The organism is Paenibacillus sp. FSL R5-0810 (assembly GCF_038002285.1).
In the GTDB taxonomy this organism is placed as follows: domain Bacteria; phylum Bacillota; class Bacilli; order Paenibacillales; family Paenibacillaceae; genus Paenibacillus_AQ; species Paenibacillus_AQ lactis.
This window is the reverse complement of the sequence record NZ_JBBOCF010000001.1, coordinates 746,534-770,151: the sequence shown is the minus strand read 5'-3', so window position 1 is coordinate 770,151 and position 23,618 is coordinate 746,534. Positions and strand designations below refer to the sequence as shown.

The 23,618-nt window shown below is 53.0% G+C and carries 22 protein-coding genes; all 22 read right to left on the bottom strand.

Features of this window, described 5'->3' with window-relative positions; translation table 11 throughout:
• Positions 1 to 21: 21 nt before the first annotated feature.
• A complete protein-coding gene (gene rbfA / locus MKX76_RS03595) occupies positions 22 to 375 on the bottom strand; it encodes a 30S ribosome-binding factor RbfA (RefSeq protein WP_007128709.1) in 354 nt (117 codons plus the stop codon).
• Positions 376 to 393: 18 nt separating this feature from the next.
• Positions 394 to 2,994, bottom strand: coding sequence for a translation initiation factor IF-2 (gene infB, locus MKX76_RS03590; protein ID WP_341032998.1), 2,601 nt, complete (start codon positions 2,992 to 2,994; stop codon positions 394 to 396).
• Positions 2,987 to 3,310: a YlxQ family RNA-binding protein gene (locus MKX76_RS03585; RefSeq protein WP_028405664.1), complete on the bottom strand. Its 324-nt coding sequence runs from the start codon at positions 3,308 to 3,310 to the stop codon at positions 2,987 to 2,989. Before MKX76_RS03585 ends, infB begins: the two co-directional genes overlap by 8 nt.
• Complete coding sequence (gene rnpM / locus MKX76_RS03580) at positions 3,303 to 3,614, bottom strand: RNase P modulator RnpM (RefSeq protein ID WP_028405665.1); 312 nt, start codon at positions 3,612 to 3,614, stop codon at positions 3,303 to 3,305. Before rnpM ends, MKX76_RS03585 begins: the two co-directional genes overlap by 8 nt.
• A gap of 27 nt (positions 3,615 to 3,641) precedes the next feature.
• Positions 3,642 to 4,739 carry a transcription termination factor NusA gene (nusA, locus tag MKX76_RS03575; protein WP_007128713.1) on the bottom strand — a complete coding sequence of 366 codons (1,098 nt, stop codon included), beginning with the start codon at positions 4,737 to 4,739 and terminating at the stop codon, positions 3,642 to 3,644.
• A gap of 32 nt (positions 4,740 to 4,771) precedes the next feature.
• Positions 4,772 to 5,233, bottom strand: coding sequence for a ribosome maturation factor RimP (rimP, locus tag MKX76_RS03570; RefSeq protein ID WP_213616422.1), 462 nt, complete (start codon positions 5,231 to 5,233; stop codon positions 4,772 to 4,774).
• A 197-nt stretch (positions 5,234 to 5,430) separates the two neighbouring features.
• Positions 5,431 to 9,747 (bottom strand): PolC-type DNA polymerase III, encoded by a 4,317-nt coding sequence (locus tag MKX76_RS03565; protein ID WP_213616420.1) that lies wholly within the window; start codon positions 9,745 to 9,747, stop codon positions 5,431 to 5,433.
• Positions 9,748 to 9,957: 210 nt separating this feature from the next.
• The gene (gene proS, locus MKX76_RS03560) at positions 9,958 to 11,415 is read right to left on the bottom strand and encodes a proline--tRNA ligase (protein ID WP_007128716.1); all 1,458 of its coding nucleotides are present in this window, start codon (positions 11,413 to 11,415) and stop codon (positions 9,958 to 9,960) included.
• 260 nt (positions 11,416 to 11,675) lie between these two features.
• Entirely contained in the window at positions 11,676 to 12,950 is a 1,275-nt protein-coding gene (gene rseP / locus MKX76_RS03555; RefSeq protein WP_007128717.1) for an RIP metalloprotease RseP, read from the bottom strand.
• Between the two features lie 130 nt (positions 12,951 to 13,080).
• Positions 13,081 to 14,220 (bottom strand): 1-deoxy-D-xylulose-5-phosphate reductoisomerase, encoded by a 1,140-nt coding sequence (locus MKX76_RS03550; RefSeq protein WP_210095132.1) that lies wholly within the window; start codon positions 14,218 to 14,220, stop codon positions 13,081 to 13,083.
• 20 nt (positions 14,221 to 14,240) lie between these two features.
• Positions 14,241 to 15,041, bottom strand: coding sequence for a phosphatidate cytidylyltransferase (locus MKX76_RS03545; protein WP_007128719.1), 801 nt, complete (start codon positions 15,039 to 15,041; stop codon positions 14,241 to 14,243).
• 20 nt (positions 15,042 to 15,061) lie between these two features.
• Positions 15,062 to 15,829, bottom strand: coding sequence for an isoprenyl transferase (locus MKX76_RS03540; RefSeq protein ID WP_007128720.1), 768 nt, complete (start codon positions 15,827 to 15,829; stop codon positions 15,062 to 15,064).
• A gap of 71 nt (positions 15,830 to 15,900) precedes the next feature.
• A complete protein-coding gene (gene frr, locus MKX76_RS03535; RefSeq protein ID WP_007128721.1) occupies positions 15,901 to 16,455 on the bottom strand; it encodes a ribosome recycling factor in 555 nt (184 codons plus the stop codon).
• On the bottom strand, positions 16,455 to 17,183 hold the full coding sequence (gene pyrH, locus MKX76_RS03530) for a UMP kinase (protein ID WP_077567096.1): 729 nt from the start codon (positions 17,181 to 17,183) through the stop codon (positions 16,455 to 16,457). Before pyrH ends, frr begins: the two co-directional genes overlap by 1 nt.
• A gap of 281 nt (positions 17,184 to 17,464) precedes the next feature.
• Entirely contained in the window at positions 17,465 to 18,115 is a 651-nt protein-coding gene (gene tsf, locus MKX76_RS03525; RefSeq protein ID WP_007128723.1) for a translation elongation factor Ts, read from the bottom strand.
• Between the two features lie 237 nt (positions 18,116 to 18,352).
• Positions 18,353 to 19,051 carry a 30S ribosomal protein S2 gene (rpsB, locus tag MKX76_RS03520; RefSeq protein WP_007128724.1) on the bottom strand — a complete coding sequence of 233 codons (699 nt, stop codon included), beginning with the start codon at positions 19,049 to 19,051 and terminating at the stop codon, positions 18,353 to 18,355.
• A 245-nt stretch (positions 19,052 to 19,296) separates the two neighbouring features.
• Positions 19,297 to 19,941, bottom strand: a complete 645-nt coding sequence (locus tag MKX76_RS03515) for a hypothetical protein (protein ID WP_341032995.1) — start codon at positions 19,939 to 19,941, stop codon at positions 19,297 to 19,299.
• Complete coding sequence (locus MKX76_RS03510) at positions 19,938 to 20,474, bottom strand: DUF6115 domain-containing protein (RefSeq protein WP_007128726.1); 537 nt, start codon at positions 20,472 to 20,474, stop codon at positions 19,938 to 19,940. The genes MKX76_RS03515 and MKX76_RS03510 overlap by 4 nt, the downstream gene beginning before the upstream one ends.
• 67 nt (positions 20,475 to 20,541) lie before the next feature.
• On the bottom strand, positions 20,542 to 20,856 hold the full coding sequence (locus MKX76_RS03505; RefSeq protein ID WP_007128727.1) for a hypothetical protein: 315 nt from the start codon (positions 20,854 to 20,856) through the stop codon (positions 20,542 to 20,544).
• Between the two features lie 95 nt (positions 20,857 to 20,951).
• Entirely contained in the window at positions 20,952 to 22,361 is a 1,410-nt protein-coding gene (locus MKX76_RS03500) for a DUF342 domain-containing protein (RefSeq protein ID WP_007128728.1), read from the bottom strand.
• Positions 22,362 to 22,392: 31 nt separating this feature from the next.
• On the bottom strand, positions 22,393 to 23,181 hold the full coding sequence (locus tag MKX76_RS03495; RefSeq protein WP_007128729.1) for a FliA/WhiG family RNA polymerase sigma factor: 789 nt from the start codon (positions 23,179 to 23,181) through the stop codon (positions 22,393 to 22,395).
• Between the two features lie 15 nt (positions 23,182 to 23,196).
• Positions 23,197 to 23,616, bottom strand: coding sequence for a hypothetical protein (locus tag MKX76_RS03490; protein ID WP_007128730.1), 420 nt, complete (start codon positions 23,614 to 23,616; stop codon positions 23,197 to 23,199).
• Positions 23,617 to 23,618 lie beyond the last annotated feature (2 nt).

The window sequence follows — 23,618 nt, the reverse complement described above, 5'->3', positions numbered from 1 at the left end:
TCCTTTATTTACGAACTTGCATTATTTCTCTTCGCGCTCTCCGATTTCGTTGAGCAGCTTCTCGATCCGGCTGCCATAGGCAATGGATTCGTCAAACTTGAAGATCAGCTCCGGAACATGCCGGAGACGGATCCGTTTGCCAAGCTCGGAACGGAGGAAGCCGGTGGCCTTTTCCAGACCTTTCAAGGAAGCTGCCTTCTGTTCTTCGTCACCGAGCACGCTCAAGTACACCTTGGCTTGTGACAAGTCATTCGTCACATCAACGCCGGTCACGGTAATGAAGCCGATTCTCGGATCTTTGATTTCAGTCTGAATCAGTTGGCTGAGCTCTTTCTTAATCTGCTCGCCTACGCGCCCTGTTCTGATTTTTGCCATCGTTGATCACCTCGTTTATTAGCGCTCTACCGTCTCCATGATAAAGGCTTCGATGACGTCTCCTTCTTTCACATCGCTGTAGCTGGCCAACGTAATACCGCACTCGTAGCCTTGTGCCACTTCCTTCGCGTCGTCCTTGAAACGCTTGAGGGAATCGATCTTGCCCTCATGAATGACGATGCCGTCGCGGATCAAGCGGGCTTCGGCATTGCGCGAGATTTTTCCGGAAGTAACCATACAGCCTGCAATCGTACCAATCTTGCTCACTTTAAAGGTGTTGCGGACTTCCGCATGTCCGATCACGGTTTCTTTATATTCCGGATCGAGCATCCCCTTCATAGCTTGCTCAATTTCCTCGATTACATTATAGATGACACGGTGCAGACGCACGTCAACCTTCTCCTGCTCCGATGTCTGTTTTGCTTGAACATCCGGACGGACGTTAAAGCCGATGACGATCGCATTGGAAGCAGCCGCCAAAATAATATCGGATTCCGTGATCGCTCCGACGCCGCTGTGGATGATTTTTACGCGTACGCCTTCCACTTCGATCTTGTTAAGCGAGCTCTTCAAGGCTTCAACCGAGCCCTGTACGTCACCCTTAATGATCACGTTCAGATCCTTGATCTCGCCGTCCTTGATATGCTTGAACAAGTCGTCGAGGGTTACGCGGGTATTCGTGTTAAGCTCGGACTGACGCTGCGTGACCGCACGCTTCTCGGCGATCGAACGCGCCTTGCGCTCGTCCTCGAACACCATGAACGGATCGCCTGCGCCCGGCACTTCCGTAAGACCGGTAATTTCAACCGGCGTGGATGGACCGGCTTCTTTCAGGCGGCGCCCTTTATCATTCACCATCGCACGGATGCGGCCGAAGCAGTTGCCCGCTACAAACGCATCGCCGACTTTCAGCGTTCCGTGCTGAACGAGGATACGTGCAACCGGGCCTCTTCCCTTATCCAGCTCCGCCTCAATAACCGTACCGCGGGCACGCTTATCCGGATTGGCTTTGTATTCATTCACTTCGGCAACAAGCAGAATCATTTCGAGCAGATCCTCGAGACCCATGCGCTGTTTTGCCGAAACGTTAACGAAGATCGTATCTCCGCCCCATTCCTCCGGCACAAGCTCGTATTCGGTCAACTCCTGCTTCACCTTATCCGGGTTGGCAGACGGTTTGTCGATTTTGTTCACGGCCACGATGATCGGCAATCCTGCCGCCTTCGCATGGTTGATCGCTTCTACCGTCTGCGGCATCACGCCGTCATCGGCTGCGACAACAATAATCGTCATATCCGTAACCTGCGCACCGCGTGCACGCATAGCGGTAAACGCTTCGTGGCCCGGCGTATCCAGGAAGGTGATCTTCTTGCCGTTGATTTCAACTTGATAAGCACCGATGTGCTGTGTGATGCCGCCGGCTTCGCCGCCGCTCACGTTCGTGGAACGGATCGCATCCAGCAGCGTCGTTTTACCGTGGTCGACGTGACCCATGATGGTAACGACCGGAGGGCGCTCCTTCAAATCTTCAGGCGCGTCATTCTCTTCGACTGTCTCGAACCGGTCTTCTTCCACCGGAATCTTCACTTCAACCTCGACACCGAACTCCCCTGCAAGCAGCTGAATCGTCTCGATGTCCAGCTCCTGGTTGATCGTGGCCATCACGCCGAGGAAAATCAGCTTCTTGATGACTTCGGAAGCGTCCTTATGAAGCAGCTTCGCCGTTTCACCGACGGTCATGTCGCCACGGACGATAATTTTCTTCGGCGTGTTGTCGATTTTCTCACGAGGCGGCTGCTGGTTGTTCTGGTTCCGTCCGCGGTTATTCTTCCCACCGCGATTGTTGCCGCGGAAACCGCCCTGGCGGTTGTTATCATCAAACCGCTTGGAATTGTTGTTGTTATTGTTTCTTCCGCCCCGGTTGTTTTGACCGTTGCTGTTGTTCTGGCTGCCGGAGTCATTGCGTCCCGTTCTGCCTTGCGGACGCGAAGCGCCTTGAGCGCCGTTGTTCTGCGGACGAGCACCGCCTTGACCTCCGCCTTGCGGACGGGAGCCGGTTGCTGTACCGCCTTGCGGACGGGAGCCAGTTGCTGTTCCACCTTGTCTTGGTGCCTGGTTGCTGCGATTTTGGTTCTGGCTTCCTTGAGCCGGGCCTGATTGGTTTCTGCGAGAATCCTGTCCCTGTCCTTGTGGACGCTGGGAACCGGATGTGTTCTGGTTATTTTGATGATTTCTACTATTCATACCTACCTGCTTTTCCTGTTGTTTTTTGGGTTGACCTTGACCTTGACCGCGCTGACCTGCATTTCGAGAGCCGTCTTGCCCGCTGCTTACTTTCGCATCAGCAGCGGAAGAGTTGGAAGCAACCGACACGGGCGGCTTGCGGCCCTCGCCGCGGGAAGCGTCCGCACCGTCACGCTTGGCTGCCGCATTCGATTTGATATCCTTAAAGAACTGCTCAACTTTGGATACCGTATCGTTCTCCATGACGCTCATGTGGTTGTTAACCGGAATGTTCAAACGCTTAAGGATCGTTATAATTTCTTTACTGCTCATATTCAGCGATTTCGCGTATTCATATACGCGAAGTTTATTGTCTTTGTTTTCTTGTTTACTCAATATACTCCACCTCCGACATTGTCTCCATTGTTCTGGAGATCATTTCTGCGAATCCTTGATCCGTAACGGCCAGCACAACCCGCTCGGGTTTACCTACACTTGTGCCCAGACTTTCCCGGTCAAATCCGATTACCAGAGGGATGTTATAAGAACCGCATTTGTCGCGGAACTTTTTTTTAGTATTATCTGAGGCGTCACCCGCAAGAATAACCAACTTTGCTTCTGAAGACCGGATGGCTTTGAGCACGATCTCATCACCCGTAACCACCTTGCCGGCCCGCATGGCCAGGCCGAGCTGAGAAAGCGCCCTATTCATCATCGGCTGCACGCTCTTTAGCAGCCAGGAATTCATCCTCAACCTTGATGAAATCCTGGGCCAATTGTTCATAGATCTCAGGTTTCACTTGCTGCTTCAACGCTCGATCCAAAGCTTTATTTTTGTGTGCAAGCTTGAAGCAGGAAACTTTGCCGCATAGATAAGCGCCGCGGCCCGACTTTTTGCCGGTCAGATCAATCATGACCGCCTCGTCGGGCGTTCTGACAATCCGGATCAGCTCTTTCTTCGGCATCATTTCCTGACATGCCACACATTTACGCAGCGGTATCTTTCTCTGTTTCAAGACGCTTACCCCCCGCTTGTTTCGGAATTAATCCACGGAGACGGAATCCTGGTGCATTTCACCGGATTGGGATTTTGGTCTGCCAAATTCCTGCTCCGCCTGGCTTTCGCTCTTAATATCGATCTTCCAGCCTGTCAATTTAGCTGCAAGGCGCGCATTCTGGCCCTTGATGCCAATGGCCAGTGAGAGCTGGTAGTCGGGAACAATGACGCGGGCCATCTTCTCATCCTCGAACACTTGAACCTCAAGCACTTTCGAAGGACTGAGGGCGTTGGCCACGTACTCCTCAACCGAATCGGAATAGCGGACGATGTCGATCTTCTCCCCGCGGAGCTCATTCACGATCGTCTGAACGCGCATCCCTTTCGGGCCAACGCAGGAGCCTACCGGATCGACCTCTTCATTACGAGAGTAAACCGCAATCTTGGAGCGGTAGCCCGCTTCACGCGCAACCGAACGGATCTCGACGACGCCGTCGAAAATTTCCGGAACCTCCAGCTCAAACAGGCGCTTGAGCAGCCCCGGATGCGTGCGGGAGAGCATGATTTGCGGACCTTTCGTAGTGTTCTCGACCTTCGTGATATACGCCTTGATCCGATCGCCATGCTTGAACTTCTCGTTCGGCATCAGCTCCGTAAGCGGAAGCGCGGCTTCGATCTTCCCGAGGTCGATGTAGATGTTTCTAAGGTCCTGGCGCTGCAGCGTACCGGTGACGATATCGTCTTCCTTGTCGATAAACGCGCTGTAGATCAAGCCGCGCTCGGCTTCCCGAATGCGCTGCGTAACGACCTGCTTCGCCGTCTGAGCCGCGATTCGACCGAAATCGCGAGGCGTTACCTCGATCTCGGCGATATCCTCGAGCTGGAAATGCGGATTGATTTCGCGTGCCGCATGCAGCGAAATTTCCGTCCGCGGATCCAGAACCTCTTCAACGATCAGCTTCCGTGCAAACACTTTGATGACGCCGGTATTGCGGTTCATGTCCACACGGACATTTTGCGCAGTGTTGAAGTTACGCTTGTAACTCGAGATCAGCGCAGCCTCGATGGCTTCAAACAACACATCTTTGCTGATGCCCTTCTCTCTCTCCAGCTCGTTCATCGCTTCAATAAAATCCATACTCATTGAAAATCGGTTCCCCCTTTCAAAACTTCCGTCTAAAAAATGATGGCCAATCTGGCGCTGGCTACTTTTGCATATGGAATAACGTGCTGTTTCTTGCCCGTTTGAATAACAAGCTCTTCTTGCTCGAAGGACTCCAGCTTGCCCTCGAATTCCTTCAGCCCGTCGACCGGCTCGTATACCGTAACGAATACGTTCTTGCCGACAGCCTTGGCGACGTCCTCCTTCTTCTTAAGCGGACGTTCGGCGCCCGGAGAGGAAACCTCGAGAAAATAAGCGGTCGGAATCGGATCGTTCTCATCCAGCTTCTGGCTCAGATATTCGCTGATTACTCCGCAATCGTCAATATCAATGCCGCCTTCTTTATCTACAAACACACGCAGGAACCAGCTGCTTCCTTCCTTTACGTATTCCACATCGACCAGTTCGAAGCCGTGTTCATCCAGATACGGCTGCACCATTTCTTCCACAGTCGTTTTAATCTTTGATGTGCTCAAAGAACATAACCTCCAAGTTGATTTCCTATATACCAAAGAGTAAAGAGTGGGTTGCCCCACTCTTTACACAACGGTTTTATCTCCATGATTACCAAAAAAATTATAACATAGTCTGGTAATAGTGACAAGTATGACTCCTTGACTGTCAAGGAAGCCTCCTGAGCAGCAACGGGCCCGCCCTGAGAGATATGAAGAAATCAGAATAATGAGAGCTGATTGCTCTCCGGCAAACCGCGGAAGCAGCCCATCTGGGTCAGAAGTTCCACCGCCGTCTTACTCGCCTTGGACTTCTGCTGGAAATCTTCTATCGATAAAAACTCGCCGAATTCGCGCGCGGCCGCAATGTTGCGGGCGGCGTTTTCGCCGATACCGGCCAAGGCCGAGAACGGCGGGATGAGCGAATTTCCGTCAACCGTAAATTTCGTTGCATCCGAACGATAAAGATCGATGCTCTTGAAGGTAAAGCCTCTGGCCGTCATTTCCAGCGCCATTTCCAGGATCGGCAGCATGCCTTTCTCCTTCGCGCTGGCTCCGAAGCCGAGCTGCTCGATCTCCTCGATTCGGCGGTAAATCGCCTCATATCCTTGACAGCACAGCTCAATATCAATATCCTCGGCGCGGACCGAGAAGTACGTCGCATAGTATTCGATCGGATAATACAGCTTGAAATACGCGGTACGCACTGCCGAGATAACATATGCAGCCGCGTGGGCTTTCGGGAACATGTACTGGATTTTGAGACAGGAGTCAATGTACCACTGAGGCACCTTGCATCGCTTCATCTCGTCGATCCATTCCTGGGTAAGCCCCTTACCCTTCCGCACGCTCTCCGTAATCTTGAAGGCGAGGCTTGCATCCATCCCGGCCTTGTAGATCAGGAACAGCATGATATCGTCACGACAGCCGATAACCGTCTTGATGTTGCATGTGCCGTTCTTGATAAGCTCCTGCGCATTGCCGAGCCATACGCCGGTACCGTGTGAGAGGCCGGAAATTTGCAGCAGGTCGGCAAAGCTGGACGGCTGGGATTCCACAAGCATCTGCCGTACGAACTTGGTTCCCATTTCCGGAACGCCGTAGGTCGCCACCGGAGAACGGATTTGCTCCGGGGTTACCCCGAGCGCTTCCGTGGAGTTGAACATGCTCATTACCTTCGGATCATTCATCGGAATCGTCGTCGGATCGACGCCGGTCAGATCCTGCAGCATCCTCATCATCGTCGGATCATCGTGTCCCAGAATATCAAGCTTCAGCAGGTTCGCATCAAAGGCGTGGTAATCGAAATGCGTGGTCTTCCATTCGGCGTTGACATCGTCGGCCGGATACTGAACCGGGGTGATATCCTCCACCTCGATATAGTCCGGGACAACGACGATACCGCCGGGATGCTGACCGGTGCTTCGTTTCACGCCGGTACAGCCAGCGGCTAGCCGGTTCAGCTCCGCACCACGCCAACGCTTGTTATGATGCTCCTCATATTTCTTCGCAAAGCCAAACGCCGTCTTCTCGGCGACGGTACCGATCGTCCCCGCCCGAAACACGCTCTTCTCGCCGAACATTTCCTTCGTAAAGTTATGGGCATGCGGCTGATATTCCCCCGAGAAGTTCAAGTCGATATCGGGAACCTTGTCCCCTTTGAAGCCGAGGAACGTCTCAAACGGAATATCCTGTCCTTCGCCTTTCATCATGTTGCCGCAGTTCGGGCAAGCCTTGTCCGGCAAGTCGAAGCCGCTCGGCACGCTGCCGTCGAGGAACCACTCGCTGTGCTTGCACTCTTTGTTCAGGCAGATGTAATGCGCCGGCAGCGGGTTAACCTCGGAAATGCCGAGGAAGGTGGCAACGACCGAAGAGCCGACGGATCCCCGTGAGCCGACCAAGTATCCGTCGCGGTTCGATTTTTTTACCAGGCGCTCGGAGATCAGATAGTTCGCGGAGAAGCCGTATTTGATAATCGGCTCAAGCTCCTTCTCCAGCCGGGCTACGACAACCTCCGGCAGATCGTCCCCGTAAATCGACCGTGCTGTCTCATAGCAGGTGTTGCGGATCTCTTCGTCCGCTCCTTCCAGGATCGGAGTGAACAGCTTATCCGGGAACAGCTCCAGCTCTTCGAACCGGTCTGCCAGCTCCGACGTATTGGTTACGACGACTTCATAAGCCTTATCCTCGCCCAAGAACTCGAATTCCTCCAGCATCTCCTCCGTTGTCCGGAAATGCGCATCAGGCTTGCGCATATCCTTCAGCGGACTGAATCCGGTAATACCATGGATCGTAATGTCCCTGAACAGCTTGTCCCGCGGTTCCAGATAGTGCACGTTACCTGTGGCGATCACCGGCTTGTTCAGCTTCTCGCCGATCCGCACCACTTTGGATATGGCCGTCTTGATTTCTTCGGGACTGCCGACCAGGCCTTTATCCACCAAATGCATATACATCGTCAGCGGCTGGATCTCCAGCACATCATAGAAGGCCGCAATTTCTTCCGCTTCTTCCTCGGTCTTGTTGAGCACCGTCTCGAAAAACTCGCCCTTTTCGCAACCGGACAATACAAGCAAGCCTTCGCGCATCTCCTGAAGCTTGGATTTCGGTATGCAAGGCACGCGCTTAAAATACTCCGTATGCGACATCGACACCAGCTTGTACAGATTCTTCTTGCCCGTCATGTTCAAGGCATAAATGCCGCAGTGGAACGGACGCGCATTGGACAGGTCCATGCCGACGTAGTCGTTCAGCCGGTCCAGCATCTTGATCCCCTTCATTTTGTCCGCGTCCGCAAGCAGTCCGTTCAGGATGCCCGCGAGTGCAACGGTATCATCGATCGCACGGTGATGGCTTTCGAGCGCAACCTTGTATTTATCGGCAAGCGTGTTGAGCCGGTGGTTTTTCATCCCCGGATGCAAAAGCCGCGCAAGCTCCAGGGTATCCAGATACGGGTTGTCCAGTGTGTCCATGCCGGCATTTTGCAGCGATGCCTGAATGAAGCCCACGTCGAACCTTGCATTGTGCGCGACAAGCACCGCGTCCCCAACGAATTCGACGAACTCCTTCAGAACCGGTTCAAGCTCCGGCGCGTCCCTTACCATATCATCGTTGATGTTTGTCAATTGCTGAATATGGTACGGTATCCGCTCATGCGGATTGACGAATGTCGCGTACCGGTCGATTTCCTTGCCCTCATGCATTTTGACGGCGGCCAGCTCGATAATTTTGTTCGCGGTTATCGACAGACCCGTTGTCTCGATATCGAAGACGACGTAGGTTGCGCTGCTCAGCTCGATCGGCTTCGCCTGCTCCACGATATTCACCGCATCGTTAACGACGTTCGCCTCGAGTCCGTAAATCATCTTGATCCCGTTCTTCTTCGCATGCTTCGCCGCGTCGGGATAGCACTGTACACCGCCATGATCGCTGACGGCAATCGCCTTATGTCCCCAGCTCGCCGCCGTTTTGATATAGCGGTCGATCGGCGTAACGGCATCCATCGTGCTCATGGTCGTGTGGAGATGGAATTCGACCCGCTTTTCAGGCGCATTATCCTTCCGCGATGGCGGAGCTTTCACCTCGGACAAATCCGTAGGAATCATGACCAGCTCCGGCACCTGCATGAACCGGTCATATTCCACCCGGCCTCTGGCCTTAACCCATTTGCCGTCGGCAAGCAGGCTCAACACTTTCAGATCATCCTTCGTCTTGGCAAACATCTTCATCTGCAAGGAATCGCTGAAATCGGTCAAATTGAAGGTGAACAGCGTGCTGCCGTTTCGCAGTTCCTTTCGGTCCAAGCCAAAGATTGTACCTTGGATCGTAATCTTCTTCTCCTCGTCCTGGATATCCTGGATAGATACCGGCTGGTCCTTTATGTCGTAGCCGACCTGCAGCCGGTCCGGAGCCTCATCCTCGTCACCGGCATCCATCTCGGCTTCCAGGCTGCTCATGAGCTGCTCGATAACCTCCCGCTCTTCCTGCCGCTTGCGCTGCTCAAATTCCTCATAGGCAGCCTGCCCATTATCGCCGACCTGCATTTTAACGCGGAGCTGCAGATCGAAGTAATGGCTGAAGAAGCGGGTGATGGCCGTATCGATTTGCTTCTTCCGGGCAAGCTCGAGCGACATGCCGTCCGACATCGTCAGCAGCAGCTGCCCGTCCTCCACCTCGTGCCGGGCCCGGGTCATCCAGCCGTTAACGGATGGAATCTCACGGTGTACCCACTCCAGGAACAAATTCCAGTACTCCTGCACAATGTCGGCAGCCTGCACATTGCCCTGATACCGGAATACAAATACGATGCGGGCAATATGATTCATCTTCTCCTGTATTCTCAGGCAGAAGGTCCGATACACCTCGGCGGGAACGAGCGACTCCTTCAGGATCGTAATCTTCCACTCCTTGCTCGCCCGGCTCGTCTCCACCTGCTCGATGATACCGTCCAAGAAATAGGGTTCCACCAGATTGGCCGGAACTTCGCCCTGCTTCATCAGCAGTTCAAGCCGTTTCCTTTTATCTTCTGCTGTGCCCATGGTTCCCTCCCCCTAAGTTTTCACGCGAAATGCTTATAAAAACAGTAGAAGCTTCCGCCGGCAGCATCCACACGTCCTGCCTCGAAACAGAGCGATGGGTCTACTGCCATCCGGAAGCTTGCTCCAGACGCACATATTCCGGGTACAGGAGAACGAAGAAGCAATCTGCAGCCCTCCTCCCTCTACCCGGAATATCAAATTATCGGTATATTAATACGCTCTGGCAAACAGTACGGTATGCTTCGCATCATCACCGCAAACGAGACATTTCGTCTTCGTCTCGCCCGGCTCAAAAGGTATGTTCCGGCTGGTCGCCCCGGTCTCCTGCTTTACGGTATCCTCGCAAGCCTCGGAGCCGCACCAACCCGCCAGGGTAAATCCGCGCTTCTCTTCCATGCTCGCCTTCATCTCGTCCAGTGTATCCACCGAATAGAAATGATCCTCGCGGAACTGCTTCGCGCGGTTATACATTTCTTGATGCACCTGCTCCAGCATGCTCTGAACCTCTTGGACCAGATTGGCCTGCTCGACGACTTTCTTCTCGCCGGTGATTCGGGATACTAGCACGCAAACCCCGTTTTCCATATCACGAGGTCCGATCTCCAGACGCACCGGAACGCCGCGCATTTCATACTCATTAAACTTCCAGCCCGGGCGCACATCCGGATTATCGTCCACGCGAACCCGGATACCGGCCGCTTTCAATTCACGGTAGAGCTCGTCCGTACGGCCAACCACGGCATCACGAGTCTTCGGAGGACCGATCGGAATCATAATGACCTGAGTCGGCGCAACCTTCGGCGGGAGCACCAATCCGCGGTCATCCCCGTGAACCATGATCAAGGAGCCGATCAGACGCGTGCTGACGCCCCAAGATGTGGTGTGGGCATACTCCAGCGTATTTTCGCGGTTCAAATACTGAATCTCGAAGGCCTCCGCAAAATTGGTGCCCATATAATGGGACGTCCCTGCCTGGACAGCTCGTCCGTCCTTCATCATAGCTTCGATGGAGAACGTGTCGACGGCTCCGGCGAACTTCTCCGATGGCGTCTTCTGTCCTTTAATCACCGGAATAGCCAAATAGTTCTCAACAAAATCCTGGTAGATGTCCAGCATTTGCATCGTTTCTTCCCGAGCCTCGGCTTCGGTTTCATGAGCCGTGTGGCCCTCCTGCCACAGGAATTCGCTTGTACGGAGGAACGGCAGCGTTCGCTTCTCCCAACGTACCACGTTCGCCCACTGGTTGATCTTCACCGGAAGATCGCGATAGGATTGAATCCATTTGGAGTACATATGCCCGAACATCGTTTCGGACGTCGGCCGAATCGCCAGACGTTCCTCCAGCTTTTCTCCTGCCGCCTCGGTTACCCATGGCAGCTCCGGATTGAAGCCTTCTACATGCTCTTTCTCTTTCTGGAAGAAGCTTTCCGGAATGAACAGCGGGAAGTACGCATTGCGGTGCCCCGTTTCCTTGAAACGGCGATCCAGCTCCTCCTGGATATGCTCCCAAATTTCATAGCCGTCCGGCTTGAACACGATGCAGCCCCGGACCGGCGAATAATCCATCAGGTCCGCTTTTTTGATGACATCGATATACCAGCGGGAGAAGTCCTCTCCTTGCGGCGTGATCTCCGTCACGAATTGTTTATCCTTCGATTCCTTCGACATAAAAATCCTGTTCCTCCCATTATTAAAACGCTTCTTCGGGCGATTGTGCTGTAAGCCTGCTTCCGAATGCGGCGCTATTGGCGATATGTGTAAGCAGGCCCTGCGAATGACGGTTCGTATCACTCGTGCATTCGGGAAGAGGCCTGCCGGTAACGGAAAACCCCAGGAGGCTAAAGATCCGAGAGCTTCAGCGTAAAGCCGCTCCTATGCAAAGAGAGCTTACGGCTGATCGCTGCACGGGTACACCCCCGCTGGATGTTTTATCCGTTGATTAAGCGAAGTATGTCATTGTACGTCACGGCAATCATCAGCAGAAACAGCATCGCAAAGCCGATAAAATGCACCATGCCTTCCCGGTTCGGATCAATCGGCTTCCCGCGCAATGCCTCTATGCCGAGGAACACGAGCCGGCTGCCGTCAAGCGCCGGAATCGGCAGCAGATTGAAGATGCCGAGATACAAGCTCAATATGGCCGCCCAATAGGTCAGCTGTTCAATTCCTTGCTTCGCGATCTGTCCGGTCACTTCGAATGTGCGGACCGGGCCTCCAAGATCATCCATCGAGAATTGCTGGATCAATTGCCTGAACCCTTGGAAAATAATGCTTGTCGTGTCTACCATCGCGGTACCCGCGCCCGTAATCGTCTCACCGATGCCTGCCGATCTGGTCGGAAGCTCAGGAACGATCCCGACCTTGCCGCCTTCCTGGCCTTCCATCGTGCGCGGCGTCAGTGTCAGCTCGAAGGATTCGTCGCCGCGGCGGACGGTCCAATCCATCGGCTTGTCCTTGGATGCCGCGATCAATTCGATCATCTTCTGATAATCCGAGCCGATGGCAACACCGTTAATGCTCTCGATGATGTCACCCTTCTTCAGGTTCGCCTCATCGGCCGGCATGCCTTTTGTAATCTCTCCGATCTGCACATAAGTCGGATTCTCGACCGGAATGCCCGCCATCTGAATATGCAGCGCGAACAGAACAAAAGCCAGAATAAAGTTCATCACCGGCCCGGCAAAGATGGCCAAGGCTCTCTGTCCGACCGTCTTGCTGCCGAACTGGCGGTCTCTTGGCGCGATCTGGGTCTCAATGCCTTTGGCCACGGTCATCGCCTGCGGGTGAATCTGGTACTGCTGATGCTCGCCGTCCACATCCAGCCGCACCGACAGCCGATCCACCATATCCATGAATTCAACCTCTCCGCGGATCACGTTCTTCCGGTTGTCGAGCTGGTCTAAATAAATCTTCTTTACCTGATTGTCCGAATTCAATCGGACCGCAATCGTCTGACCTGGATGGATTTCAACCAGTTCAGGGTCTTCGCCCGCCATGCGCGCATATCCGCCGAAAGGCAGCAGGCGAAGCGTAAACTGCGTTTCGTTGCGTTTATAAGAGAACAGCTTCGGTCCAAAGCCGATCGCAAATTCCCGTACCAAGATCCCCGCACGCCGGGCAAAGTAATAGTGCCCCCATTCATGCACTGTGACAATGACAAAAAACATGAGCACCGTTAAAAAAACGATCCGCAGCATTTCCAAATCCGTACATCCCCCTTTTCCTCTGAGAACGCAGTATGTCCCTATAGATTATCATTATTCTCCTGTCGTCCACAAGAGAATCACAAGCTGTCAGCTTTTTTCAAGGGAGATTATGATGTGACATCTGATCCTATAGTCTGGAAGCAAGCTCGCGCGCGGATTGATCGCTCGCTTCGATCGTTTCGAGCGTCGGCTCCGAATGGATCTCGTGCTGCTCAAGCACTTGCTCGATGATCTCTTCGATCCGAAGGAAGGAGATTTCCTTGCGCAGGAACCGGGCAACCGCCACCTCGTTGGCAGCATTGAATACGGTTGGCGCCGTCCCTCCCATTTTACCACATTCATAGGCAAGCCTTAAACACGGAAAGCGTTCAAAATCCATTTCTCGAAAATTCAGCCTGCCCGCTTCCGCCAACGAGAGCCTTGGTGCCGGAGAATTCCAGCGTTCCGGATACGTCAGGGCATACTGGATTGGCACTCTCATGTCCGGGTTGCCTAACTGCGCGATAATGCTGGAATCCCGAAACTCGACGAAGGAATGAATAATGCTCTCCGGATGAAGCAATACGGAAATCTGCTCGTAGGGAAGTCCATACAGCCAATGGGCTTCGATCACCTCAAGCCCCTTGTTGACCATCGTTGCCGAATCAATCGTGATCTTGGCCCCCATGGACCAATTCGGATGCTTCAATGCGTCCTCAACCGTTACGTTCACCAGCTGCTCCCGCGTGTAGTCGCGAAAGGATCCGCCGGACGCCGTTAACGTGATCCGCTCGATATCCTCGTACCGTTCCCCGTTCAAGCACTGGAATATGGCCGAATGCTCGCTGTCGATGGGGAGAAGCTTGACCCCTTTCGCCGCTGCCGCCGCAGTCACCAGATGCCCTGCCGTTACCAGCGTCTCCTTATTCGCAAGCCCGATGTTCTTCCCCGCTTCGATGGCCGCCAGGGTGGATGGGAGTCCCATGCTTCCCACGACCGCCGTGACCACCAGCTCGGCATCCGTTCCGGCGGCGATCTCGATCAAGCCTTCCCGCCCATAGAACACTTCCGTTCCGGCAGGCAGGGAATGCTTCACCAGGTCCGCGAGCTCCTTGGTTGCGACCGAAACTTTACGCGGCCCAAATTCCTTCGCCTGCTGAAGCAGCAGCTCCACGTTGCTCCCAGCAGCCAAACCTTCGATCTGAAACTGGTCCCGATGCATCCTGGCGACATCCAAAGTCTGTGTACCGATCGAGCCGGTAGACCCGAGAACGCTGATTTTCTTCATAAATACATCTTTCCTTTCCATCAGTAAGGCAGAAGGCCAAGCATATGTACGAACGGGAATACGACGATCCAGCTGTCGCAGCGATCCAGTATTCCGCCGTGCCCGGGCAGCAGGCTGCCTGAATCCTTGATGCCGTACACCCTCTTGTAGGCGGACTGCACCAGATCTCCCAGCTGACCGATGACGGCACAGGACAGACCGATCAGAACGGCTTGTCCGGCCGATAATAATCCATTCGAGAAAAAGGAAAAGATCAGGGATGTGAACACAGCGATGACGACACCGCCAAGTGCACCCTCGATCGTTTTGTTCGGACTGATGGAAGGCCACAGCTTATGCCGCCCTGCCGCCTTCCCGACAAAATAGGCCCCGGCATCGCTCGCCCAGATGGAGCCCAGCAGGAGGAACGTCCAAAAGATGCCGTGACCGTCCTCCGCATGCCGCGACTCGGCGATGAAGGAGAAGCCGATGCCGACATAGACTGCCCCCAGGAACAGCAAAGCGACCCGCTGAATATCAATGGCATTCTTCGTGGTCACCGTTGCCAGTAGGAACAGGAGAAGCAGGAGCCATATCGCGTGTTCCCAAGGGAGCTGAACATCGATATTCAGCAAATTCCACGGGAACACCAGCAGCAGCACTCCTGCATAACCGATCCACGCCGTTCCTCCGAACGGCGCCGTTTTCGTCATTTTCACAAACTCATAGTATCCGATGAGTGCCATGGCCAGGATAAGAAGATGGTACGACAGTCCACCGATGAAACATAATCCCAAAAAGACCGTGCCCGCTATAATTCCGGTAATCAATCGCTGCTTCAATGTGACCCATCCTCCGTCGGCTACGACAGTCCACCGTAGCGCCGTGTTCTATGTTGATAATCGGCAACTGCCGCGACCAAATGTTCTTTGGTAAACTCCGGCCAATAAATGTCGGTAAACCATAATTCGCTATAAGCAAGCTGCCATAGCATGAAATTGCTCAAACGCAATTCCCCGCTCGTCCGGATAAGCAGATCCGGATCCGGCAAATCGCCTGTGAGGAGCCGCTGACCGATCAGTTCCTCGGTTATATCTTCAGGACGAAGAATTCCGTCACGCACTTCCTGCCCGAGCGCTTTAAAACTCTCGGTGATCTCTTTCCGGCTGCCGTAATTAAGCGCAAAATTCAGCACAAGCCCCGTGTTGTCCGCCGTTCTGGCAACGGCCTCTTCCATCGCGGAAACTGTATGGGACGGCAGGTCCTCCGGATGCCCCATCATTCTGACCTGGACATTCTTCTCAATGAGCTCTTCCAGCTCAATGGCCAGGAACTCCTGGGGAAGCTTCATAAGAAAATCCACTTCCTCCTTCGGCCGCGTCCAGTTTTCCGTCGAAAAAGCATACATCGTCAATATTTTGATCCCTAAATCATCGGCGGCGATGGCCGCTCTTTTGACAGCCTTCATGCCGTTCTGGTGACCGACGATTCGCGGCATGCCGCGCCGTTTAGCCCAGCGTCCGTTACCGTCCATAATAATTGCCACATGATGAGGGATGTTGTCCGGAGAGAGCTGATGCGTCTGCTGACTGTCCTCCTGATTCAACCACGATCGAACCCGTTTGATCATTCCATTTCCTCCAGGCTTCTTTCTGCAAAAAAGAGACAAACCCCACCATAACCGGAGGGGCCGCAAGTCTCTTACACTTCCATAATCTCTTTTTCTTTGGCAACGAGGACTTTGTCGACTTCCGCGATAAATTTATCCGTCGTTTTCTGGATATCTTCCTGATGTCTCCGGGACTCGTCCTCGGAAATATCCGTTTTCTCCATCTTTTTGATGTCATCGTTGGCATCACGGCGAATGTTGCGGATGGCCACTTTCGCTTCCTCGCCGAATTTCTTGGTCATTTTGACCAATTCGCTTCTGCGCTCTTCCGTGAGCGCAGGAATCACCAGGCGGATTTGCATGCCGTCGTTCGCCGGCGTCAATCCGAGATCCGATTTCATGATCGCCTTTTCGATATCTGCCAAAGACGACTTATCCCAAGGCTGAATCATCAGCGTCCGGGAATCCGGCGTGCTGATGTTTGCCAGTTGGTTGATCGGCGTAGGCGCTCCGTAGTACTCAACCGTAATCCGGTCGAGAAGGGCTGGCGCTGCCCGTCCTGCGCGCAGCGTAGCCAGATCGCGTCTCAAAGCCAAAATCGCTTTTTCCATGCGTTCTTCTGCGTTCTTTTTCACTGATTGCGGCATTAATCTACACTCCCTTTGACAATCGTTCCGATTTTCTCACCCAGAACGACACGCTTGATATTGCCTTGCTCCGTTATGGCGAATACGATGAGCGGAATGTTGTTGTCCATACATAACGATGAAGCTGTAGAGTCCATTACCCCAAGGTTTTTGTTCAATACATCAAGATACGTAAGCTGCTCGTATTTCTCAGCAGTTTCATCCTTAAATGGATCAGCGGAATACACTCCGTCCACTTTGTTCTTAGCCATCAAAATCACTTCTGCTTCGATTTCCGCTGCGCGAAGCGCTGCAGTCGTATCGGTGGAGAAGTACGGGTTACCCGTTCCCGCCGCGAAAATAACGACACGGCCTTTTTCCAGATGTCTTATCGCTCTGCGACGAATATACGGTTCTGCAATTTGCTGCATGGAGATGGATGTTTGCACACGGGTCGGCACTCCGATTTGCTCCAATGCATCCTGAAGCGCCAGGGAATTCATCACGGTTGCGAGCATCCCCATATAATCCGCAGTCGCGCGGTCGATCCCGTTCGCGCTGCCGGCAATGCCGCGCCAGATGTTTCCGCCGCCGCAGACGATGGCCACTTCCACACCAAGCTCTACGACATCGCGAACCTGCTCTGCGATTGAACCGATCGTTTCCGCATCAATTCCATATCCGTTCTGACCTGCAAGGGATTCCCCGCTTACTTTCAATATGACTCGTTTATATACAGGCTGTTCCAAATGATAACCCTCCACTTTAAGACGGCGCCTCGTTGTACAGACGCCCGTTTGAAAAACGACAGACAGACACACCGGCACTGCTTGACGGTTAAAAAAATCGGGTAAACACATCCGTCTCAAGTAGAAACATCCTGGTCGTCTAATCAGACTATAGTCGGTTCTCTCTAACGAGATAAGGGTAGTCTCTACTCCGGGCTGCATCGCATTCTTATCTCTCTTTAAAAAAGAAGGAACACGGGTGTGTTCCACTCTTTCCTCTTACTTATATTAGCTCATTCGAATTAATTATTCACCTGAGCCATAACTTCTTCTGCGAAGTTTTCTTGTTTCTTCTCAAGGCCTTCGCCCAGCTCGAAGCGAGCAAAACGACGGATCGAGATGTTCTCGCCGATCGTGCTGATTTTCTCGTTCAGCAGCGTGTTGATGGTTTTGTCCGGATCCTTAATGAATGCCTGCTCCATCAAGCAGTTCTCTTCATAGTATTTGTTGATGCGGCCTTCAACCATTTTTTCAACGATTTTCTCAGGCTTGCCTTCGTTCAGCGCTTGGTTCTTGAGAATTTCCTTCTCTTTCTCAAGCTCCTCAGCAGGAACTTCCTCGCGGCGAACATATTTAGGGTTTGCTGCGGCGATGTGCATTGCGATATCGCGGGCAAACTCTTTGAATTGATCGGTCTTGCCGACGAAGTCGGTTTCGCAGTTGATTTCAACGAGAACGCCGATGCGTCCGCCGCCGTGGATGTAGGATTCTACAACGCCTTCAGTTGCGATACGACCTGCTTTATTCGCAGCTGCCGCCAAGCCTTTTTCGCGAAGAACCGCGATCGCTTTATCGATATCACCGTTTGTTTCGTCCAGCGCTTTTTTGCAATCCAGCATGCCTGCGCCTGTTCTTTCGCGAAGTTCTTTTACCGCACTAGCTGTTACTGCCATTTCAATTCCCTCCAAATTGGTATTGATGAAGCGGTAGCCTCGGTCAAGGTTTTATTCGCCGGAAACGGCGAGTTCCAACCCCAAAGGCCGCTTCGCCTTCTAAGTATTCATCATTTGCAAAATCATCTTTAGATATCAGACACTTATGTACTGACATCTTAAAAAAAGGGCGGTGAGAGGTTATCCACCTACCAACCACCCTTTTCATTTAATTCATGGTTATACGTTTAATCCCGATTAAGCGGTTGTTTCTTCACCTTGGTGAGCTTCAACAACAGCGTCGGCCATTTTGCCAGTCAGCAATTTAACCGCACGGATCGCGTCATCGTTACCTGGGATTACGTAGTCGATTTCATCCGGATCACAGTTCGTATCCACGATGCCTACGATTGGGATGCCCAATTTGCGGGCTTCCGCAACAGCGATGCGCTCTTTGCGAGGGTCGATTACGAACAATGCGCTTGGAAGACCCTTCATGTTCTTGATGCCGCCCAGGAATTTCTCAAGACGATCTTTCTCTTTGCGGAGAAGGATAACTTCTTTCTTAGGCAGCACTTGGAACGTGCCGTCTTCTTCCCAAGATTCGAGCTGCTTCAAGCGGTTGATACGCTTCTGGATCGTTTCGAAGTTTGTCAGCGTTCCGCCGAGCCAGCGTTGGTTGATGTAGTACATACCGCAACGCTCTGCTTCTTCCTTAACGGAATCTTGAGCTTGCTTCTTCGTGCCGACGAACAGGATGGTTCCGTTCTCAGCAGCAATGCTTTTCACAAAGTTGAATGCTTCTTCAACTTTCTTGACCGTTTTTTGCAGGTCGATAATGTAGATACCGTTTCTTTCAGTGAAGATATATTTATCCATTTTCGGGTTCCAGCGACGAGTCTGGTGACCGAAGTGAACGCCAGCTTCCAAAAGCTGCTTCATGGAGATTACTGCCATCTTCACGCACCTCCTAAATTTGGTTTTTGTGTGTCCCTCCGCCAAGATCATTTCCCGTCAAGACTCCCGCTCTTCGCAGAAGCACCCTTTACGGAATCACTCTGGCGTGTGTTTTAACACCGTCAATTACTATAACATAACCGAAGGCAGGTTGCAATGTCTTTTGTGCATGTCCTAAACGGCCCATTTCACCCATAAATAAGGCCCGGTTTTGACTTCAAAAAAAACCGTTCGCAACCAGAAGTCTAGTTGAACGGTTTTGCCGTTATTTTCGTTATGATCGAGCCGTAATCCTCGCCCGCCGTGAACGTGTACGTTCCGCTCTGGATAAAGCGGTTAATCCTCTTCTCGGTTGCTTTGTCGATGAATCCCTGCCTGTCCTTGATCACCCCGGCTGCAAGCAGACTGTCGGCCACATCGCTGAGGTTGTTGCCGGCAGGCACGCGGACGGTTATCGGCGCATTGGCTTTAGCCGGCGCCTTGGGCTCCGGAGGTGCTGCTGCTTGCTGCATCTCCTTGGTCTTTGCGGCTTCAGGCTGATTCGGCTGTTTAGGCTGATTCGGCGTCTTTGGCTTATCCGTCCCGGTATTGTCAGCCGGTTCCGAAGGCTTGTCTTGTTCATCAGCCTTAGGCTGCTCCCCGCCCTCAGACGTTTCCTCGCTAAGCTGCTTCTGCTTCCACTGCTCAGCGGTCAAAAGCTCCTCGGATTTGTCCAGCACTTGCATATCCATTGCTTCGGCCGCAGCCTGCAGCTCTTCCTTCGTCAGCTCCCCGGTCAATGAGGCTTTGGTCAGCTGTGCCCCTTGGCCGATCAGCATAAGCTGAAGCAGCACGGCTCCTGCCACGATGCCGAGGCCCAGTCCCATCATGAAGGTTCGGTTCCTGATCATACGGATTCCTCCTGTCTGGCCAGTTGAATAATCAGCTGAACCTCGCCGCGCTGCATACCCGAAGCCTTGGCAATCATATCGATCGATTTACCCTGATCATACCATTCGAACAGTTCGGCGTATCGCTCCTTGATTGAAGGCATATGCGGCTCCGCCTCCCTATTCGAAGCAGCGCCCGCCTGGCGATCTTCCGTCACCGATGACAGCACCTTCGCAAGCTGGTCCTCCGCAGCGCGGAGCCTGTCTTCGGATGCGGCTGCCTTCCTCTCCAATTCCACGATCCTTGCGCTCCATTGCTCCGCCTGCTCCTGCTGCTCGATCAGCTTGGCGCTCTGTTCTTCCTTCATCTTCCGGATCAGCTCTACCAGCTGCTCGTTCTCCTGCTGGATTTCGGCCATGTATCCTTCGAGCGTAGCCTCGACTTCCTTCACCAGCTGTTCCCCGGATGCGCTCTCCTCCCGGCGTTTAGGCAGCATGAACGCATACAGTACGGCCGCTGCGCCCAGCAAAACGATGTATATCCATGGATACAAAACGATTAACTCCTTTGTGTACTTAATATAAGAGGCTGTTCAAAAAGACCGACTCCTCGAACTCCCACTATAATGAGATATCCAAGTTTCTTCCTTTATAGGGATGCTCAGCCGGATGCTCGGCAGCCTCCTTCGATTCGTCGCCGTCCGCGCTCTGGCCCTGCTGTCCTTGCGACCGGCGGCTGCCATCATCGCGCACCGCGGTTTCAGACGACTCGCTGACCTCGGCGCTCCGCTTGGCTTCGGCCCGGCTGTTCTTGATCTGCTCGCCAGCAAGCAGATTTTGGTCATTTTGCGGACGCTGCTGAAGTTCATTATGCAATTTTCCAGCCTCATTCGTTCTCGGTACGGCAATTTGCATTTCGACAGATTTCAAACTCAAGTGAAGATCACCTCATTATAATAGGATCATTCCCACATGCATCTGCTCGATCAACTACATAGGCCTCATACGCAGCTCTCCTCTGCGACAAGCTCCTACAATAACGGCACCATCGTGACATCTCCCTCATGATAGTAAAAAGAAACCCGCTGCGTGGGATCCTTGATGAAGCGGGTATACCGGCCGATCACAATTTTGGCTCCGCCGTATATGGTCTTGACGACGTTAACCCTCGCTTTTCCGGTATCCTCCAGCGTCTTTTCGATTTCCAGCATCCGTTCCTTAATTGCCGTCTGTTCCGCCATATTGGACTTTCTCGTTGCATTCAGCTTGATCCGCATCGCCATCTTGTCCGGAGACAGCTGGCCGGTCGACGCCAATTGATTCAGCAAATAAAGCGCTTTATCCGTCTTGTCCACACTTTCGATCAACTGCTTCAGCTGTGCGCGAAGCTCGGCCAATTCGTTGCGCAGGTCTGGAAGCACACCGACCTCAATGACGGTCGCCGTTGACATGCTATTGCCGACAGTTCGTGCGACGACCATCTCTCCGGCTTGCAAAACGCCGCCGACGACCAAGCCTTTCGTTCCATTGCATTCGATATTCCGACCCGCGCGGATGTTGGAGTGCATAATGCTCTGGGAAACGATCACGTTCGCTCCGGCAATGACATTTCCGTCCTGGATAAAGGAGCTCTTCACATCCTGGCCGGCCTTGACGTATCCTTTGTTATAGCCGATAATGCCGCCGGAAATATCGATCGAGCCCTCTGCATCAAGCTCGGCGCCTTCCACAAAACCCGTCACCCGGATATCGCCGGCCGCCTTGATTCGAAATCCGGTCAGGACATTTCCGCGGACAACGACCGTTCCGACAAAGTCGATATTGCCGATGCTGTAATCGACGTCCCCATTAATTTCGTATACCGGAAACACGTTGATTTTTCCCTTGTCGGTCCTTGTAAGCAGACCATCGATCGCCGCATACATCGCCGTTTTCTCCGCGTTTACCACTACGTTTTTACCGATCTTGAAATGAGCTTCCTTTCCCGGCTTGCTCGGGATCTCTTCACCGGTGACCGTCGTCCCGGGCTCTCCCTTTGTCGGTGGGACTCGGGTCGCCAGCAGCTGGCCCTTCTTTACATTATTTAAACGAATGATTTCTTTATAATCGACTTTGCCGTCCTCAATCTCGAGCGGCTTTACATGGGTCTGCCCTCCGAAATCGACGGTGAATTCAATTCTTCCGTTCTGTCCGTGTACAGGCTCCGTTCCGATGGCTATCGGCGTTCTGCTGTATTGATATTCCTCCGCATGACCGGCGATGCGCTGCAGGATATCCCGCTGGATCCCGTAACGAATGCCATGACTTCGCAAGAACTGCTCCAGCGCTTCAATCGAGCAGGAGAACCCGTCCTCCCATTTCGTGAACTGAATATAGGCGATAACCTTGTCATCCGAAAACGTGACGCTCATGTACTGATCCAATGCATAATCTAGAGACAATCCAGCCAACCCCCTTCCTAAATGGCAAGCGTCAATCGTTTTGCATCAGCAAATCCCGATCTTTATCAAGCGCGCCCCGTAGTCTCATTATCGCCTTGGAGTGAAGCTGTGAAATACGCGATGGTGATAACGACATCACTTCAGCGATTTCACTAAGTGATAAGTCCTCATAATATAATAATGAAACGACGGTTCTTTCCTTTGGGGTTAATTTACTGATCCCTTTCTTCAGCGCTTCCCGCAGGTAAAATTCATGCACCTTATGATCCGGATTTTTTGCTTTCTCGTCAACCAGAACCGACATGCGTGTCTCCGACTCCTCCTCGCGAATCGGATCCTCCAGCGATGTCAGCGTCATCACCGCCACCTCCTGCAGCATGTGCCGAAATTCCTTCTCGGACACCTCCAGGTAGCTGCTCATCTCCGAATCGCTAACGCTGCGCAAATACTTTTGTTCAAGTTGCTGGTACGCAGTTTCGATCTTCTTCGCCTTCTCTCGGACGGAACGAGGCACCCAATCCCCCTGGCGAAGCGAATCAAGGATTGCGCCCCGAACCCGCCAGGAGGCATAGGTTTCGAACTGCAGACCGCGCTTGTAGTCGAATTTCTCGATGGCATCGATCAGCCCCATAACGCCGTTGCTGGCGAGATCTCCCTTCGAGACGTTCTTGGGAAGGCCGATGGCCAAGCGGCTTGAAACATAGTCAACGATGTGCAAATGATTTTCGATTAATTTCTTTTTCGCTTCCGGGTCCCCATCTTCCTTCCATGCACTCCATAAATCCGCATGATTCAGCATTGTAGCCTTACGTTCGTCCAATTGCCTTCACCCTCCTTATTTTTCCGCAAGGTGACGAACGGCCTTGGCCAGTTCCTCGGGATCTTTAGTTGAGACCAGCTTGGGCGGGTTGAGCGGAACGAATCCGCCCTTGCCTTTGCTGCCGTTTTCGGAGTGGATCATATCCATCAGCTCCTCATCTTCGTCCGGCGTAGCCAGATCAAGGACGGCCCCTCGTTCATCCTCTTGAGCCGTTCCGGTATCGGCGCTCTTCCCTGCCTTCGGGCTGTTTCCGTTTCGGCCGGCGATGATGTCCAGCAGCCCTTTCAATAAGAATGCCAGCACAAACCAGATCACGAAGGCGAGGAACGCCCGGGCCATACTGGTTGTCCATAGATTGTTGCGTATGGAAAAAATAAAAGTGAAAATAAATCCGGCAATTCCCGATAGGATATAAAAACGCAGTTTTTCCATCATCT